Source organism: Mycobacterium sp. SMC-18 (assembly GCF_045310895.1).
Classification (GTDB): Bacteria; Actinomycetota; Actinomycetes; order Mycobacteriales; family Mycobacteriaceae; genus Mycobacterium.
Map to the genome: position 1 here is coordinate 15,237 of NZ_JBJIAL010000016.1, position 15,982 is coordinate 31,218.

The 15,982-nt window shown below is 67.8% G+C and carries 14 protein-coding genes; 8 read left to right on the plus strand and 6 right to left on the minus strand.

Translation table 11 applies throughout. The features are described 5' to 3' along the window. Together mshB and ACJH6J_RS15965 are read left to right on the plus strand one after the other, a co-directional pair. Positions 1-888 carry an N-acetyl-1-D-myo-inositol-2-amino-2-deoxy-alpha-D-glucopyranoside deacetylase gene (gene mshB, locus ACJH6J_RS15960; protein WP_406804214.1) on the plus strand — a complete coding sequence of 296 codons (888 nt, stop codon included), beginning with the start codon at positions 1-3 and terminating at the stop codon, positions 886-888. A 90-nt stretch (positions 889-978) separates the two neighbouring features. Next, the gene (locus ACJH6J_RS15965; RefSeq protein WP_082761914.1) at positions 979-1,431 is read left to right on the plus strand and encodes a hypothetical protein; all 453 of its coding nucleotides are present in this window, start codon (positions 979-981) and stop codon (positions 1,429-1,431) included. Between the two features lie 302 nt (positions 1,432-1,733). On the opposite strand, the gene ACJH6J_RS15970 is transcribed toward ACJH6J_RS15965, so the two are convergent. Beyond that, positions 1,734-3,065, minus strand: a complete 1,332-nt coding sequence (locus ACJH6J_RS15970; protein WP_406804203.1) for a hypothetical protein — start codon at positions 3,063-3,065, stop codon at positions 1,734-1,736. A 213-nt stretch (positions 3,066-3,278) separates the two neighbouring features. On the opposite strand from ACJH6J_RS15970, the gene ACJH6J_RS15975 reads away from it, so the two are divergent. Both ACJH6J_RS15975 and ACJH6J_RS15980 read left to right on the plus strand, forming a co-directional pair. Beyond that, positions 3,279-5,858, plus strand: coding sequence for a bifunctional FO biosynthesis protein CofGH (locus tag ACJH6J_RS15975; protein WP_406804204.1), 2,580 nt, complete (start codon positions 3,279-3,281; stop codon positions 5,856-5,858). Between the two features lie 128 nt (positions 5,859-5,986). After that, positions 5,987-6,448, plus strand: a complete 462-nt coding sequence (locus tag ACJH6J_RS15980) for a DUF2231 domain-containing protein (RefSeq protein WP_406804205.1) — start codon at positions 5,987-5,989, stop codon at positions 6,446-6,448. 119 nt (positions 6,449-6,567) lie between these two features. On the opposite strand, the gene ACJH6J_RS15985 is transcribed toward ACJH6J_RS15980, so the two are convergent. Both ACJH6J_RS15985 and ACJH6J_RS15990 read right to left on the minus strand, forming a co-directional pair. Continuing rightward, positions 6,568-8,583, minus strand: coding sequence for an FAD-dependent oxidoreductase (locus ACJH6J_RS15985; protein ID WP_406775586.1), 2,016 nt, complete (start codon positions 8,581-8,583; stop codon positions 6,568-6,570). Next, entirely contained in the window at positions 8,580-9,146 is a 567-nt protein-coding gene (locus ACJH6J_RS15990) for a PadR family transcriptional regulator (RefSeq protein ID WP_406775587.1), read from the minus strand. The genes ACJH6J_RS15985 and ACJH6J_RS15990 overlap by 4 nt, the downstream gene beginning before the upstream one ends. A 257-nt stretch (positions 9,147-9,403) precedes the next feature. Here ACJH6J_RS15990 and fdxA point away from each other — a divergent pair, with 257 nt between their 5' ends. Together fdxA and dapC are read left to right on the plus strand one after the other, a co-directional pair. Beyond that, entirely contained in the window at positions 9,404-9,724 is a 321-nt protein-coding gene (gene fdxA / locus ACJH6J_RS15995) for a ferredoxin (protein WP_029121628.1), read from the plus strand. A gap of 2 nt (positions 9,725-9,726) precedes the next feature. After that, positions 9,727-10,830, plus strand: a complete 1,104-nt coding sequence (dapC, locus tag ACJH6J_RS16000; protein ID WP_406804215.1) for a succinyldiaminopimelate transaminase — start codon at positions 9,727-9,729, stop codon at positions 10,828-10,830. Positions 10,831-10,942: 112 nt separating this feature from the next. Here dapC and ACJH6J_RS16005 read toward each other — a convergent pair whose 3' ends face one another. Both ACJH6J_RS16005 and ACJH6J_RS16010 read right to left on the minus strand, forming a co-directional pair. Continuing rightward, on the minus strand, positions 10,943-12,235 hold the full coding sequence (locus tag ACJH6J_RS16005) for a hypothetical protein (RefSeq protein WP_318986221.1): 1,293 nt from the start codon (positions 12,233-12,235) through the stop codon (positions 10,943-10,945). After that, a complete protein-coding gene (locus ACJH6J_RS16010; RefSeq protein ID WP_406804216.1) occupies positions 12,225-13,349 on the minus strand; it encodes a sulfotransferase in 1,125 nt (374 codons plus the stop codon). The genes ACJH6J_RS16005 and ACJH6J_RS16010 overlap by 11 nt, the downstream gene beginning before the upstream one ends. A 150-nt stretch (positions 13,350-13,499) precedes the next feature. Here ACJH6J_RS16010 and ACJH6J_RS16015 point away from each other — a divergent pair, with 150 nt between their 5' ends. Together ACJH6J_RS16015 and ACJH6J_RS16020 are read left to right on the plus strand one after the other, a co-directional pair. Next, positions 13,500-14,540, plus strand: a complete 1,041-nt coding sequence (locus ACJH6J_RS16015; RefSeq protein WP_318986220.1) for a TIGR03617 family F420-dependent LLM class oxidoreductase — start codon at positions 13,500-13,502, stop codon at positions 14,538-14,540. Beyond that, a complete protein-coding gene (locus ACJH6J_RS16020) occupies positions 14,527-15,000 on the plus strand; it encodes a MarR family winged helix-turn-helix transcriptional regulator (RefSeq protein ID WP_318986219.1) in 474 nt (157 codons plus the stop codon). The genes ACJH6J_RS16015 and ACJH6J_RS16020 overlap by 14 nt, the downstream gene beginning before the upstream one ends. A gap of 5 nt (positions 15,001-15,005) precedes the next feature. Here the strand turns inward: ACJH6J_RS16020 and ACJH6J_RS16025 are convergent, their stop codons facing one another. After that, entirely contained in the window at positions 15,006-15,932 is a 927-nt protein-coding gene (locus ACJH6J_RS16025; RefSeq protein ID WP_318986218.1) for a LysR family transcriptional regulator, read from the minus strand. Positions 15,933-15,982: the final 50 nt, after the last annotated feature.

The following is a 15,982-nucleotide window of genomic DNA, read 5'->3' on the forward strand; positions in this document are numbered from 1 at the left end:
CTGGGGGACATGGAGACCCCACGGCTGCTGTTCGTCCATGCCCATCCGGATGACGAGACACTGACTACCGGAGCGACCATCGCGCACTACGCCGCCCGCGGCGCCGACGTGCGGGTGCTCACGTGCACGCTGGGCGAAGAGGGCGAGGTCATCGGTTCGCAGTGGGCGCAGCTGGCGGTCGACGGAGCCGACCAGCTGGGTGGCTACCGCATCGGCGAATTGACTTCGGCGCTCAGGGAATTGGGCGTCGACCGGCCGCGGTATCTGGGTGGGGCCGGCCATTGGCGCGATTCCGGCATGGAAGGCAGCCCGGCGCGGCACCGTCAGCGGTTCGCGGACGCCGACATGGACGAGGCCGTCTCCGAACTGGTGGCGGTGCTGCGGGATTTCCGCCCGCACGTCGTCGTCACCTATGACCCCAACGGCGGCTACGGGCATCCCGACCATGTCCAGGCGCACCGGGTGACGACGGCTGCGGTCGCCGCGTCGGCCGGGGACGGTCATCCGGGCGAGCCGTGGCAGGTCCCGAAGTTCTACTGGACCGTGATGGACGGTGAGTCGATGGCCGAGGCGCTGGAGTCCATCAACGAGGTCGAGCTGCCCGACAGCTGGGTGCGGATCCCGGCCAGTGCGCTGCCGTTCGATCTCGGTCACCGCATCGACGCCGTCATCGACGCGCAGGACAGCCTGCCGGCCAAGGTCGCCGCCATGCGGGCCCACCAGACGCAGGTGACGGTCGAGCCGAGCGGCCGGGTCTTTGCGCTGTCCAACAACATCGCGCTGCCGATCAGCCCCGTCGAGCACTACCTGTTGGTCGACGGCACGGCGGGCGAACGCGACGACCGTGGTGTGGAAACTGACCTACTCAGCGGGATAAACCTCGCGTGACACCGGGAAGCGGGGGAGTAGGGTAGCCGCCATGGACGCGGATCTGGACCCCAACTTGCAGCACCTGCAGGGCCTCGGCGACAACTATCAGTGGGTCGTCGGCTCCCTCGTCGGGCTGCTCGACAGCATCCCGACCTGACGTCTGCCCCGCCGCGCGCCGACTCCGGTCGGGCGCGCTCATTGATGCTCGGTGTGCTGGCGTTCGATGGCGCCTTGTCGGCCGTCGCCGGCGCACTGTTCCTACCGCTCTATCTCGGCCCCGTGCCGTTCCCGATCAGTGGCCTGCTCAGTGGTCTCGTCAACGCGGCCCTGGTCTGGGCCGGCCTGCAGTGGACGTCCCGCCCTCGCCTGGCCGCGCTCCCGATGTGGGCCTGGTTGTCGACCGTCGTGATCCTGCTGCTCGGTGGCCCCGGCGATGACGTCGTGTTCGGCGGCGCCGGAATCATGCAGGCCTCACCGTTGATCTTCCTGCTCCTCGGTGCGACGCCGCCCGGTGTGGTGCTGTGGCGCCATGCTCAGCGGCGCGCCGCACTGCCGGATTAGCGTCCGCTCTGCCTGCCTCGTAATCGGCGAATGTGCGACCAGGTCGCCTGAACCGTCGGGAGGGACGATCTGTGTGCACCGACGCGGCATTTCCGCATCGACTCCGCACTGAGGGCGACAACCATCGAGTAGATGACGCCGTGGCCGCAGGGTCGATCGTGGTGCCTGGTTGATCCTGCGGTTGTGGCGGTAAAGGTTGAGTGCCTGACGCCGCTGACGCAGAGCCAACGACGGTGTCGGTGATTCTGCGGTCAGGGCGGTGATCGGCGTGTGACAAGAGCAGGCGAACCTGGGCGCCTGGCTCAGCTATTGGCTGTGTGACTTCCCGAACCGGCCTTCTGGCCGCCGGCGGCACCCTGCGACTGGCCGGCGCCCTTCTCACCCTTGGCCTTCTCGCCCTTCGCCTTGCCGCCGCCGCCCTTGTCGCCCTTGGCGGGCTTCGTCGTTCCGGTGGTGCCGGTCTGGTTATCTGCGCCGGCGTTGTTGTTCTTGACCTCGGTCTTGTCGCCGGGCTTCTTGTCGCGGGTCTTGGTGGGCTTGGGCGCCTTGACCTCGTCCTGCGGCTGGGCCGATCCCGCGGGGTCGCCGGCGGCCGGAGCGCCGGCCTTGGGCTCGTCGGTCTTGGGCTCGGTCTTCGGGTCGGTCTTGGGTTCGGTCTTCGGGTCGGTGGCTTTCGGATCGGCCTTGGGTTCGGTCTTCGGGTCCGCCTTGGGCTCGGCCTGCTGTCCGGCCTCGGTGCCCGCGGGCTGCGCGCCCTTGTCGTCGGCCTTGCCCTTGTCGTCCGCCTTCGTCGGCGTCTCCGCGGCCTTCTCGGTGGACTTTTCCGCAGCCTTGTCCGCCGGGTTCTGCGCGGCGGTCGGCGCGAGCTTGGTCGCCGGGTCGGTCTGCGCGGCGGCCTTGGCGGGGGCCAGGCCGGCGGCCAGGCTGGTCAGCGTGGTCTGCACCGTCTTGGCGATCGACTCGAGCGTCGTCTGCGTGGCGGCCAGCGAGCCGATGGGCGGCAGCGGCGGAATCGGCGGGATGATCCAACCGAAGAAGTAGTTGAACTCCGCGATACCGAAGTTGATGACGTCATTGACCGAGTAGCGGATCGCATTGCCGATGCCGTTGACCCACACGCCCAGGTTGAGCGGATCGTTCACGATCGGGACGACCGCCTGGTAGAAGATGTCGTCCGACACGGGCCGGATCAGCGTCCAGTAGAAGATGTCGGTCTGCGCCGCGATCGTGCCCGCGAACGGCACGAACCAGTTCAGCCAGTAGAGAACGTCGGTGGCGTAGTCGACGCCCCAGTCGACCCACGCCTGAATGCCGGTGTACGCGTTGGTCAGCCAGTCACTGGCCGCGTTCTGCGGGGTGACGACCGGCCCGGCTGCCAACGGTGCGGCCGCCAACGGGTTCGGCCCCACCTTGGGGACGACACCCGCGGCAGGGAGCTTCGGCGCCGGCGGCGCCATGTTGCTCGCCGCGGCCAGCAATTTGACCATGGCCTCGGTCAGGTGCGGTTGGACTGTGGTCGGGTGCGCCGGCACCGCGACGTCGGCGGGAACCACCTGCACCGGGGTCAGTGCGAGGGCCGTGGCGGTCGCAGCAGCGGCGCCCGCCATCACATACGAACGGACAGAAACGGACACCATGGCTCCTCGAAATGATCGCGTCCCGACCCTCTGAACTTACGCGGTCGTCACCAAATTCGGCTAACAGTCTGCGGGTTTGCTGTGTGTGTCTGGGCATGGGGCGCGCGCCGCGCCGACCTGCTGGCGCTACTGTGGCCGGTATGCCAGGCGCAGTGGTTTCAGAATGTGAGACGCGTGGATGAACGTCGACTTCAGCGGGGTTACACGGAAGTGGCTCTGAACCCCCAGAACGGCGCAGACCTGCCTCTTCCCGTGGTCCCACCGCTCGCCGTCCCCGCACCGTCGTCCGCCTTGCGCCGCGTCCTGCGCCGCGCCCGTGATGGTGTGTCACTGAATGTGGACGAGGCCGCCATCGCGATGACGGCCCGCGGCGACGACCTCGTCGACCTCTGTGCGAGCGCGGCCCGCGTCCGTGACGCCGGCCTCGAAGCAGCGGGACGGCGCGGCGCCGCCGGCCGGTTGCCGGTGTCGTATTCGCGCAAGGTGTTCATCCCCGTCACGCATCTGTGCCGCGACACCTGCCACTACTGCACGTTCGTAACGGTGCCCGGCAAGCTGCGCACGCAGGGCATGGGCATGTACATGGAGCCCGACGAGATTCTCGATGTCGCCCGCCGCGGCGCCGAGATGGGTTGCCAGGAGGCGCTTTTCACCCTCGGCGACCGCCCGGAGGACCGCTGGGACGAGGCCAAGCAGTGGCTCGACGAGCGTGGCTACGACTCGACCCTGGATTACGTGCGGGCCATGGCGATTCGCGTCCTCGAGGAAACCGGTCTGCTGCCGCACCTGAACCCCGGCGTCATGAGCTGGTCGGAACTGTCGCGGCTCAAGCCCGTCGCACCGTCCATGGGCATGATGCTCGAGACCACGTCGCGCCGGCTGTTCGAGACCAAGGGCCTGGCGCACTACGGCAGCCCCGACAAAGACCCGGCGGTGCGACTGCGCACCTTGGACGACGCCGGCCGGCTGTCCATCCCGTTCACGACGGGCCTGTTGGTGGGTATCGGTGAGACCCTCACCGAGCGAGCCGAGACCATGCACGCGATCCGCAAGTCGCACAAGGAATTCGGGCACGTGCAGGAAGTCATCGTGCAGAACTTCCGGGCCAAGGATCACACCGCCATGGCGGCGACGCCCGATGCCGGGATCGACGATTTCCTGGCCACCATCGCGGTGACCCGACTGGTGCTCGGACCCAAGATGCGGATCCAGGCGCCACCGAATCTGGTGTCGCGCGAGGAGTGCCTGGCGCTGATCGGTGCCGGGGTCGACGACTGGGGTGGCGTGTCGCCGCTGACCCCCGATCACGTCAACCCCGAACGTCCCTGGCCGGCGCTCGACGATCTGGCCGACGTCACCGCCGAGGCCGGTTACGACCTGGTGCAGCGGCTGACGGCGCAGCCGTCCTACGTACAGGCCGGGGCGGCGTGGATCGACCCGCGCGTGCGCGGACATGTCGACGCCCTGGCCGATCCGGAGACCGGGTGGGCGCGCGACGTCAACCCCGTCGGTCTGCCGTGGCAGGAACCCGACGAGGCGTCAGAGTCGTTGGGCCGCACCGATCTGCACACCGCGATCGACACCGAGGGCCGGCTGACCGAGACGCGCAGCGACCTGGGTAGCGCGTTCGGCGACTGGGAGTCCATCCGGGAGAAGGTCTCCGAGCTCGCGGCCCGTGCGCCGGAGCGGATCGACACCGACGTGCTCGCTGCCCTGCGGTCGGCGGAGCGCAACCCGGGCGGCTGCTCCGACGACGAGTACCTTGCCCTCGCCACCGCTGACGGTCCGGCGCTCGATGCCGTTGCGGCGCTGGCGGATTCGTTGCGGCGGGAAGTCGTCGGCGACGATGTCACGTTCGTGGTGAACCGGAACATCAACTTCACCAACATCTGCTACACCGGCTGCCGGTTCTGCGCCTTCGCGCAGCGCAAGGGTGACGCCGACGCGTACTCACTGTCGACCGACGAGGTCGCCGACCGGGCCTGGGAGGCGCATGTCGCCGGGGCCACCGAGGTCTGCATGCAGGGCGGCATCGACCCCGAGTTGCCCGTCACCGGATATGCCGACCTGGTCCGCGCAGTGAAGAAGCGGGTGCCGTCGATGCACGTGCATGCCTTCTCGCCCATGGAGATCGCCAACGGCGTCACGCGCAGCGGCATGTCGGTGCGGGAGTGGCTGACGTCGCTGCGCGAGGCCGGCCTGGACACCATCCCGGGCACCGCGGCCGAGATCCTCGACGACGAGGTCCGCTGGGTGCTGACCAAGGGCAAGCTGCCGACCGCCGAGTGGATCAACGTGGTGACCACCGCGCACGAGGTGGGGCTGCGGTCGTCGTCGACGATGATGTACGGGCACGTCGACACCCCCAAGCACTGGGTGGGACACCTCAACGTGCTGCGCGGAATCCAGGACCGCACAGGCGGTTTCACCGAGTTCGTGCCGCTGCCGTTCGTGCACCAGAGCAGCCCGCTATATCTGGCCGGCGGGGCGCGCCCGGGCCCGACGCACCGCGACAACCGCGCCGTGCACGCACTGGCGCGGATAATGCTGCACGGCCGGATTCCGAGCATCCAGACCTCATGGGTCAAGCTTGGCGTCGAGCGCACCCAGGTGATGCTGCAGGGCGGCGCCAACGACCTCGGCGGCACGCTGATGGAGGAGACGATCTCCCGCATGGCCGGTTCGGAGAACGGCTCGGCCAAGACCGTCGCCGAGCTGGTCGCCATCGCCGAAGGCATCGGCCGCCCGGCCCGCCAGCGCAGCACCGACTACTCGCCCCTCGCGGCCTAGCCCTCTCCCGCGAGCAGGGGTGCTGCCCCGCGCCCTCTCCCGCGAGCGGGCGTGTCTGTACGGGCTTTCGCGGTGTGTCGCGTGCACTTTGCGCACGCTCGCGCGCCACGAGTGTCACGCTGTGAGGCGTGAACACCATTGGTGACCTGCCCGCTCATCCGCTGCTGGTGCACGCGATCGTCGTCCTGACGCCGCTGACGGCTGTCCTGACGATCCTGTGCGCCGTGTGGACGGCCGCTCGGGAGCGGCTGGTCTGGCTGACGCTGGCGTTGTCGGTGACGACGGTCATCCTGACGCCGTTCGCCATCGAAGCCGGCGAGGCGCTGATCAAGCAGCTCCCCGACAACCCGGTGCTGCGTGAGCACGCCGAACTCGGCGATACCGCAGTCTTTTTCGTCATCGGTCTGCTCGTGGTGTCGCTGGCCGTGGCTTTCCTGCACCGCTGGGGTGCACGACTGGGGGACAAGGAGACGCTGGCCCGCGTCATAGTGGCGGTGCTGGCTGTGGTCGTCGGCGTGGCCACGATCTACCAGATCGTGCGGATCGGGCACACCGGGGCCCGAGCCGTCTGGGGCGGCTTCAGTCTGTAGCCCGAACCCGACAAGGCGGCCGTCCTACGCCGAGCGTGGCGCTTGGTGGTGACGACACGCCGCACGGAGCGCGGCAACGCCCACGCTCGACGTAGGGCCGTGGCCGGGACAGCGGCCGACTAGAGCTTGGCCGCCAACTCGGTGCCCTGGCGGATGGCGCGCTTGGCGTCGAGCTCGGCGGCCACCGCTGCACCGCCGATGACGTGTGGGGTGATCCCGTTGCGCCGCAGGCCTTCCTCGAGGTCACGCACCGACTCCTGGCCGGCGCAGATCACCACGTTGTCGACCTCGAGGATGCGGGCATCGGACCGGTCGGGGCCGAAGCTGATGTGCAGGCCGGCGTCATCGATCTTCTCGTAGTTCACGCCGGAAAGCTGCTGGACGCCTTTGGCTTTGACCGATGCCCGGTGCACCCAGCCCGTAGTTTTGCCGAGCCCGCGTCCCTGGGCGCCCTTGGTGCGCTGCAGCAGGTACACCTCGCGGGCCGGTGGCAGCGGGATCGGCGTGGCCAACCCGCCGCGGGAGTCGCCGCCGTCGGCGATGCCCCACTCGGCGCGCCATTCCTTGAGGTTCAAGGTGGGCGATTCGTCGACGGTGAGGAACTCGCTGACGTCGAAACCGATTCCGCCGGCGCCGATCACCGCCACGCGCTTGCCGACCGCTGCGCCCGTGAGGGCCTCCGCGTACGACAGCACCATCGGATGATCGATGCCCGGGATCGCAGGCATGCGCGGCGCGACGCCGGTGGCGAGCACGACGTCGTCGTAGCCGGACAGTTCGTCGGCCGACGCCCGGGTGTTCAGCCGGACATCCACGCGGTGCTTGGCCAGCATCGTGGTGTAGTAGCGGAGGGTCTCGTTGAACTCCTCTTTGCCGGGAATCCTTCGGGCCAAATCGAATTGGCCGCCGATGTGGTCGCCGGCCTCGAACAGTGTCACATCGTGGCCGCGCTCGGCGGCGGTGACGGCGGCGGCCAGGCCGGCGGGGCCGGCGCCGACGACTGCGACGCGCTTCGTCACCCGAGTCTTGCCCAGTACCAACGTGGTTTCGTGCCCGGCCCGCGGATTCAGCAGGCATGACACGGTCTTGTGCACGAACGCGTGGTCCAGGCAGGCCTGGTTGCAGGCGATGCAGGTGTTGATCTCGTCGGCGGCATCGCGCTGTGCCTTGCGGACCCAATCCGGGTCGCTCAGCAGCGGTCGCGCCATCGAGATCAGTTGCACCGCACCGTCGGCCAGGATCTGTTCGGCGGACTGGGGCATGTTGATCCGGTTGGACGCGACCACCGGGATGGTGACGTGTTGCGCCACCGCGTTGCTGATGTCCGCGAACGCGCTGTTGGGGACCGACGTGACGATGGTGGGTACGCGCGCTTCGTGCCAACCGATGCCGGTGTTGATGATCGTCGCCCCAGCGGCTTCGATTTCCGTTGCCAGCGTGAGGATTTCCTCCCACGTCTGGCCGTCCTCGACGTAGTCGGCCATCGACAGCCGGTAGCAGATGATGAAGTCGTGGCCGACGGCCTCGCGCGTGCGGCGGACGATCTCGACCGGGAAGCGGCGGCGCTTCTCGGGTGTGCCGCCCCAGGCGTCGGTGCGCTTGTTGGTGCGCGGCGCCAGGAACTGGTTCAGCAGATAGCCTTCGCTGCCCATGATCTCGACGCCGTCGTACCCGGCTTCGCGGGCCAGCAGCGCGCACCGCACGAAGTCATTGATGGTGCCCTCGACATCGCGCAGGGCCCGCGGCCGGAATGGGTTGATGGGGGCCTTGATCGACGACGCGCTGACCGAAAGCGGGTGGTACGCATAGCGTCCCGCGTGCAGTACCTGCAGCAGAATCTTGCCGCCTTCGGCGTGCACCGCGCCTGTGATCCGGCGGTGCCGGCGGGCGTCGCTCGACGACAGCATCTCGGCGGCGAACGGCAGCAGCCAGCCGGTGCGGTTGGGGGCGTAGCCGCCGGTGATGATCAGGCCGACACGGCCGCGGGCCCGCTCGGCGAAGTACTCGGCCAGCTTTCCGGTGTCGCGGGCGCGGTCTTCGAGGCCGGTGTGCATCGAGCCCATGATCACTCGATTGCGCAGCGTGGTGAAGCCAAGGTCCAACGGCGACAACAGGTTCGGATAGGGGTTGGTCATGGTGTTCCTTCTAGGGCGAACAGGATTTCGTCCAACCAGTCCACCGATCCCTGCTCGGCGCGGATACCGCCGCGCAGCACCAGGTATTGGTGCAGCGCGCTGGCGGTCAGTGCGGAGGGATCGGGGAACTGACGTTTTTCGTAGCCGCGATAGGTGTCGAGCAGCGCGGCGCGTTCGGCGCGCAGCGCGCGAATCTGCTCGCGCAGGGCGGCGGTGCTGTTCGCGGAGCCGTACGTCGCGCCGCGCAGCTTAACCGCGAGTTCGCGGGTGCGAGCGTCGGTCACGGAACTACCACGGCCGGTGAGCGGTTCGGCGATCCAGCGTTCGAGTTCGGCCCGGCCGGCGTCGGTCACCGAATAGACCTTCTTGTCCGGACGGCCGTGCTGCGCGACGACCTCGACACTGACCCAGCCTTCGGTGTCCATGGTGCGCAGCGTCTTGTAGATCTGCTGGTGAGTGGCGGCCCAGAAGTAGCCGATCGATCGGTCGAACCGGCTGGCCAGTTCGTAACCGGAACCGGCTTGTTCGCACAACGCCACGAGGATGGCGTGGGGGAGGGCCACGGCATGAGCGTAGGTGCTACCGACGGTCCTATGCAACAAATTGCAAAGCCAAAAATGACACGCGTAAAAAGCTGTGGTGGGAACTAGTCGGACGGTATGTGCAACGTCTAGTATCAGTAACCACGCGCCACCCTTCCCGGGCGGCGCGTAAAGTTAGGTAACACTGAGCCAGACGCTTCGGTACGGGCGCACCATACTGACGTCTGCTCGTTGTAATCCTGACGAGCCAGCAGCCCACTGGAACAGGAGAACTACCGGTGACGTACGTCATTGCCGAACCCTGCGTCGACGTCAAAGACAAGGCATGTATCGAAGAATGCCCGGTCGATTGCATCTACGAGGGTGCACGCATGCTGTACATCCACCCCGATGAGTGCGTGGACTGCGGCGCGTGCGAGCCCGTCTGCCCCGTCGAGGCCATCTACTACGAGGACGACGTCCCCGATCAGTGGAGCGGGTACACCCAGAACAATGCCGACTTCTTCGCCGAGCTCGGCTCGCCGGGTGGTGCGTCGAAGGTCGGCCAGACCGACAACGACCCGCAGGCGGTCAAGGATCTCGCGCCGCAGGGCGAGTGACCCTGTCCGCTAGAGCCAAGGTCTCGGCCGCATTGCCGGTGTTCCCCTGGGACACCCTGGCGGAGGCGACCGCGACCGCTCGTGCCCACCCGGACGGCATCGTCGATCTGTCCGTCGGCACGCCGGTGGATCCGGTCGCCGATGTCATCCGGGACGCGCTGGCCGCTGCCAGTGCCTCACCGGGTTACCCGACGACGGCCGGTACGCCGGCCGTGCGCGCGTCGGCGGTGGCTGCCCTGCAGCGCCGTTACGGCATCACCGGCCTGCCGGAGCAGGCGGTACTGCCCGTCATCGGCACCAAAGAGGTCATCGCCTGGCTGCCGACGCTGCTCGGTTTGGGAGCCGCCGACACCGTCGTGGTGCCCGAGCTGGCCTACCCGACGTACGACGTCGGCGCGCGGCTGGCCGGCGCACAGGTACTGCGGGCCGATTCGCTGACCCAGGTCGGGCCCCAGGTGCCCGCGCTGGTGTACCTCAACTCGCCCAGCAACCCGACCGGCAGGGTGCTGGGTGTCGACCACCTGCGCAAGGTTGTCGGCTGGGCGCGTGAGCGCGGCGTCGTCGTCGCGTCCGACGAGTGCTACCTCGGCCTGTCGTGGGATGCCCAGCCGTTGTCGGTGCTGCATCCCGACGTCTGCGACGGCGACCACACCGGTCTGCTGGCCGTGCACTCGCTGTCCAAGACCTCCTCGCTGGCCGGCTACCGCGCCGGTTTCGTCGCCGGCGACCCGGAACTTGTCGCGGAACTGCTGGCGGTGCGCAAGCACGTCGGGATGATCGTCCCGACGCCCGTGCAGTCCGCGATGGTCGCGGCCCTCGACGACGACGAACACGAACGCGTCCAGCGCGACCGGTACGCCAAGCGCCGCGACGCGCTGCTGGCGGCGGTCCGGGGCGCCGGCTTCACCGTCGAGCACTCCGAGGCCGGCCTCTACCTGTGGGCCACCCGCGGTGAGTCCGGACGCGCAACGGTCGCGTGGCTGGCCGAACGCGGCATCCTCGTCGCCCCCGGCGAGTTCTACGGCCCCGCGGGCGAGCAGTTCGTACGCATCGCACTCACCGCGACCGACGAGCGCATCGCCGCCGCGGTTTCCCGCTTGGCTTAGTTCTTCCGCGAGCAGACGCAAAGCTGTCCCTCTTCTCGAGAAGAGGGACAGCTTTGCGTCTGCTCGCAAGCGGGAGGTACCCCCATCTCGCGAGTGGGTGGTGACCCCGCGATCAGTACTGGCGGTAGCGCCGCTGGACGTGCTCCTGCCGGATTCTGATCTGCTCGCGACGTTCGTCGGCGCTGACGGTGCGGGTGGATTCGGGCAGATGCTTGCGCACCTCGTCGCGGCTGATCACCGTCACTGTCGCCGTCGGCAACTCCGCGGGCGGCGCGCTGTACGTCCACCGCACCGTGAGGAAGCCCTGCGAATGTCCCGCGGTGTCAAGCCAATTCGGCACCTGGGGATCGACACCGGTGATGACGTAGCGCAGCCGGCCGTCCAGGTCGGGTTCGGTCTGAAATCCGTTGAGGCTGCTGACGTGATTGGCGTAGTCGAGTGACTCACCCCAGAGGTTCGACAGGTGAAAACCCAGATATGCCGGTGGCACAGGGACATTGAGCTCGACCAGCAGTGCGTCGTCGGGTCCCAGATCGTAGGTACCGCCCGAGTAGACGTTGGTGCACTGGCCGCCGCCCGTCGCGAGGTTGGCGGGCATGGGTGCGTTGAGTGCGTTGCGGGGCATGAAGGTGATGCCGTCGCCGTTCTTGTCGCCGTGTGCTTCGAGGACGACGTCGTAGAACTCATTCCAGAACTTCATCTGATTCTCGACGAGTTCACCGGTGCGCCGTAGCCGGGCCGCCGTGGACGACGGTGTCAGCGCTGCCGGATGCGTGCCCTCGGCGCCGATCTGCGCGATGTGCAGATCGGGGCAGGTTTCGTGCTCCCAGTCATGAAAGAGCATGCGCGCGATGACATATCCGGCGGTGTTCCCGTCGGACGCCGTGGCGATGAAATTGCCGGTGTGGCCGGCCGGCCGCTCCGGGGCCAGCAGGATTTCGAACCGGCCGCCGTCGTCGACGAGAAGCGTTGCAGAGTCCAGCATCCCGGTGACGACGCGCCCACCCGGCCCCAGCTCGGCCAACGTGCCGGTATCGCCCGCATACACCGTGTGCGTCTCAAAGATGAGGTAGTGCGGTGCATTTGGTCCCAATGATCCGCGGATCAGGTAATTGTGGGCGCCGTCGATCGCCGCCGACAGGTACAGCGCGTCGGCGTTGTCGATGGTGGCTTTGTCGACGGGCTGGATGGTGCGGCGGAAATAGGGGAACGCGGGGTCTTCGTGGAAGGCGCGTTCGATGGCGCTGAACGCGAAACCCATGAGGTACCGGTAGCCTTCGGCGACCCCGAGGGCTGTCACGGGTGGTGCGTGCAGGTCGGGGGAGTCGACGGCATCGCGGGCGCGGTTCAGCGCGGCCATCATGTCGGTCCACGCCGCGCGCATCGTTTCGAGTTCAGCTGACATGAGCGTTGCTTTCTCCTTTGTCCTCTACCAGGGTGGCCCAGTGGTATTCGTCAAACAGGCCGGCCAGTCGCCGGTGAATGTCATTCGGATCGAGCCCGAACTCGGCCAGGCTGTACCGGTGCGTCGTCTCGTGGCCGGGCCGGCGTTCGGCGGCGGTGAAGGCCTGCTCGGCTTCTGCGCCGACGTCGAGGTCGAGGTCGGCATAGACGCGGCGCATGGTCGCGGACGGCGCGCCGACGAGTTCGCGGTAGTCGACGACGCTCGCCCGCACCTCGGGATGGCGCGCCAGCACTTCGAGCGGATGCAGGTAGGTGTCGACCGATTGGTCGGCGAGTACGCGCAGCGAGCCGGCGACGAGCTGGTCATCGCGCCCGCGAAGCGACCATTCGGTCTGCATCAGTTTCAGCAGGCTCGGAATGGTCTCGTACGGATTGCGCATCGGCACAATGATTCTCGCGTCGGGGAAGGTCTCGATCAGGGTCTCCACGCGGCCGCAGAAGGTCGGGTTCTTGCTCAGGTGGGTGCCGCCGCCGTTCAGGGCGATCTGGCGCCGCACGCATTCCTTGTAGAACGCCATCATGCGGCGCCGCTTCGCCGCGGGCCAGCGGTCGACGTGATAGAAGTCCAACTCGCCCATGTAGGGGAACGCCACGATCCAGAATCCGGAACTCAGCGACCACGTCAGGAACGCGTCGTCCTCTTCGGGCACGAAGAAACCGGTCTTGTGGATGTCCTCGGTCGGCGCGAAAGCCCGCTCCTCGATCTCGTCGAGCCGGCGACGCAACCTCCCGCCGGTCGCCGCGTCGACACGAAACAACAAGCGCAGCAGCTTCTTTTCCAGTAGCGACGGGAAGAACAGCTCATACATCAGGGCGTAGCTGAACTGCTGGTCCTGTGCCATCAAGCGGTGCAGGTACGTCGTGCCGCTGCGCGCGTGCCCGATACAGAACGTGGGGGCGCGAACCTCGGTGCGGCGCAATGACGGAAACAGGAGCGGGTCGAGTGCGAAGCACAGCGCATGCAGGCCGGCCATCAGTGGTACCCCGGCGGCGAATCGCACGAAGGGCGCCCACCGGCGCTGTGAACGGGCGTCACGGCGCAGCAGACGCAGCATCGTGAAGTAGTTGGACCAGTCGAAGTAGAAACGCGACACAGGTGTTCCTCGAGCGTGGAGTCGGAATGGGAGCGGCCACAACGTAAGTAGCTTTAGTTGACATTGTCAATCAATTGACAATGTCAACCAAGCTGGCTAGCGTCCTGGCGTATGCAGGTATTCGCCGCCATGTCGCCTGAGCTGCCGCTGACCCAGGTGCCGGCCTACGCACGCCGGATCGAGCGACTTGGCTTCGACGGCCTGCACATCGCCGAGACGACGCATGACTCGCTAGCCGTGGCACTACTGGCCGCCGAACACACCGAGCGGCTGACCATCCGCACGGCCGTCACCCTGGCTTTCGTCCGCAGCCCCATGCTCACCGCCTACGCGGCCTGGGACCTGCAGACCTTCTCGGGTGGGCGCTTCGAATTGGGCCTGGGCACCCAGATCCGCCAGAACATCGAAGACCGCTTCGGCATGCCCTGGAGCGAACCGCGGGCCCGGATGGCCGAATACGTCGGTGCCCTCAAGGCGATCTTCGAAGCGTTCCGCACTGGCGAGCCCGTCCGGCACGAGGGCGACGCCTACCGCATCACCCGGCTCCAGCCGTACTTCAACCCGGGGCCGAATGACCTCGCGCCACCACGCATCTGGCTGGGCGCAGTCAACGGACGCATGTGTGAACTGGCCGGCGGGGTGGCGGACGGCGTCGTCACCCATTCCACCAATTCCGACCCGGACTACCTCAGAGACGTTGTCCGCCCGGCACTTCAGCGTGGGGCCGCGGCGGCGGGTCGCGCGGAACTGCCGGCGCTCGTGGCATCGACCGCGGTCGCCACCGGCAGCACCGACCTGCTGGTCGCGCAGGACCGCGAGCGCCAACGCCGGATGCTGGCCTTCCTGCTCTCGACCCCCGCCTACGCGGCGACACTGAAACGAAAAGGCTGGCACGCCTTGGCCGACGACCTTCGCGCCCTCATCAAACAGCAACGGTGGGAAGACCTGCCCGCCGTCCTCGACGACGCCGTACTCGATCAGCTCGTGACCGCCGGGCGATACGATCAGCTACCGGATCTGCTGCGTGCCAAGTACGACGGCATCGCGGACGGGGTGGTACTACCGCCGGTCCGTGCGGACGAGAACGAGGATCAACCCGTGCGGGCCTGCGTCCGGGACCTGCAGAACGGAGCGCGCCATGGTCTCGATTAGGGCGTCGAAACGCAAGATGGAGTCGGTGGATTCGATCAGCGCCGCCCTCGCCCAGGTGGTGCGGTTGAGCTTGAGCCGTGCGGCCTTCAAGCGGCAGGCCGCCAGTGCCGACACCGAACTGTCGCAGCCGTCGTACGCGCTGCTGCGGGTGCTGATCGATGACGGGCCGCAGCCCGTCGGGCAGTTGGCGACCACCGCGCACATGGACGTCGGCATGACCACGCGGCGGGTGCAGGCCCTGGTCGACGCCGGGCACGTGACCCGGCACGCCGACGGCAATGACGGTCGCGTGTCCATCGTGCAGGTCACCGCGGCGGGGCAGCGGGCGGCCGACGCACTGCAGGAAGTGCGCCGCGAACACCTGGCGCGTGCGCTCGCGGACTGGAGCGCCGACGATCTGCGTCAGCTCGACGTGCTGCTGAACAGGTTCGTCAACGACACCAAGGAAACCCCGATTTAGGGCGTTCAGTCGACATCGAGCTGCGCGGGCACGGCCGAAGCCAGTGCGGCCCGGCACGCCACGATGGCCGGCGTCTTGCTGATGGCGGTCCGCGTCGCCGTGAACACCACGCGCCGACGCGGATCGACGTCGATGACGCGGACATCGGGACGGCGCCGGACGCGCATCAGGTCGGGCAGGATGGCGACGGCGTTGCCGTTCTCGATCAGGGCGATCTGGGCTTCGAGATCGTCGGTCTCGAAGCGGACGTCGGGCTCGAAACCTGCTTTCCGGCAGAGCTGTTCGGCCCAGTGCCGGGAAGCGGTGCCTTCGGGCTCCATCGTCCACGGCAGGTCGGCGGCATCCTCGACCGACGAGATGCGGTCCCAGGGGTCTCCGCTCGGTGGGACGGCCAGCCGCAGCAGGTCGGTGGTCAGCGGTGCCCGGTGCAGATCGGGATACGCGCGCGCGGCGTGCCCCGGATACTCCTCGGCGATCACGAGATCGAACTCGCGCAGCCAGGTCTCGTAGAGCGCCTGCTCCGGTTCGCGCTGCGACATGGTCACGCGCAGCCGCGGATGGCGGGTCGCCAGCTCCGTCAACATCTGCGGCATGAAGGCCGAGGCCGCCGATTGGAAGACGGCCAGCCGAACGGTGCCGGACGCCTCGTCGCTCTGCACCGCGACATCGGAGGCGGCCTGCTCGAGCCGCGCCAAGATGACCGCGGTGTGTTCGACGAGCACCTCGGCGGCGGGCGTGAGCCGCAGCCGGCGCCCGACCTTTTCGAGCAGCGGCACGCCGACTTCGCGTTCGAGCTGGCTCAGCGCCTGCGATATCGACGACGGGCTTTGGTGCAGTGCCTCGGCGACCTCGGACAACGTGCCACGCAGGCTCAGCTCGTGCAGCAGACGCAGCCGTCGGGTGTCGAGCAGATCAGCGCGCTGATGTTTCATTTCTGCTTAATCTTTTCTGTCAGAAATCATCGCTTTATTTTAAGTGTCTG